Genomic DNA, 415 nt, shown 5'->3' on the forward strand with positions numbered 1-415 from the left:
AACAATTAATCTATTAGGTGATAAGAATAAAATCTTACAATAGATTATAGGGGGAGAAATTTATGAAGAAAATTTTAGTTGGTGCAATAACAATAGGAGTTATACTAGGATCTGGTAGTAGTTTTGCTGCTGCAGATGAACTTGATAGTATTTCTAAAAATGAAAATACAATTCAATCAATATCTGCTTCAACCACAAAATCAATAACTACGAATCAATTTAATAAAGTTTATGCAGCCATGAAAAAATATGAAGGCACACCATATAAATATGGTGGGAATAGTCCTAAAACTGGATTTGATTGTTCGGGGTTAATACAATGGGGATATGGGACACAAGGGATTAAATTGCCACGTACAGCACAAGATCAATATAATAAAACTACACGTATCGCTAGAAGTGCTCTCCAACCAGG

General features: G+C 32.8%; 1 protein-coding gene. It reads left to right on the forward strand.

The annotated features are described in order from the left end of the window. Positions 1–62: 62 nt before the first annotated feature. Positions 63–415, forward strand: a 353-nt coding sequence (locus FOT98_RS33360) for a C40 family peptidase (protein WP_144291310.1), incomplete at its 3' end; no start/stop codon positions are given.

It is taken from the genome of Bacillus sp. HY001, assembly GCF_007558965.1.
GTDB classification, from domain to species: Bacteria; Bacillota; Bacilli; order Bacillales; family Bacillaceae_G; genus Bacillus_A; species Bacillus_A mobilis.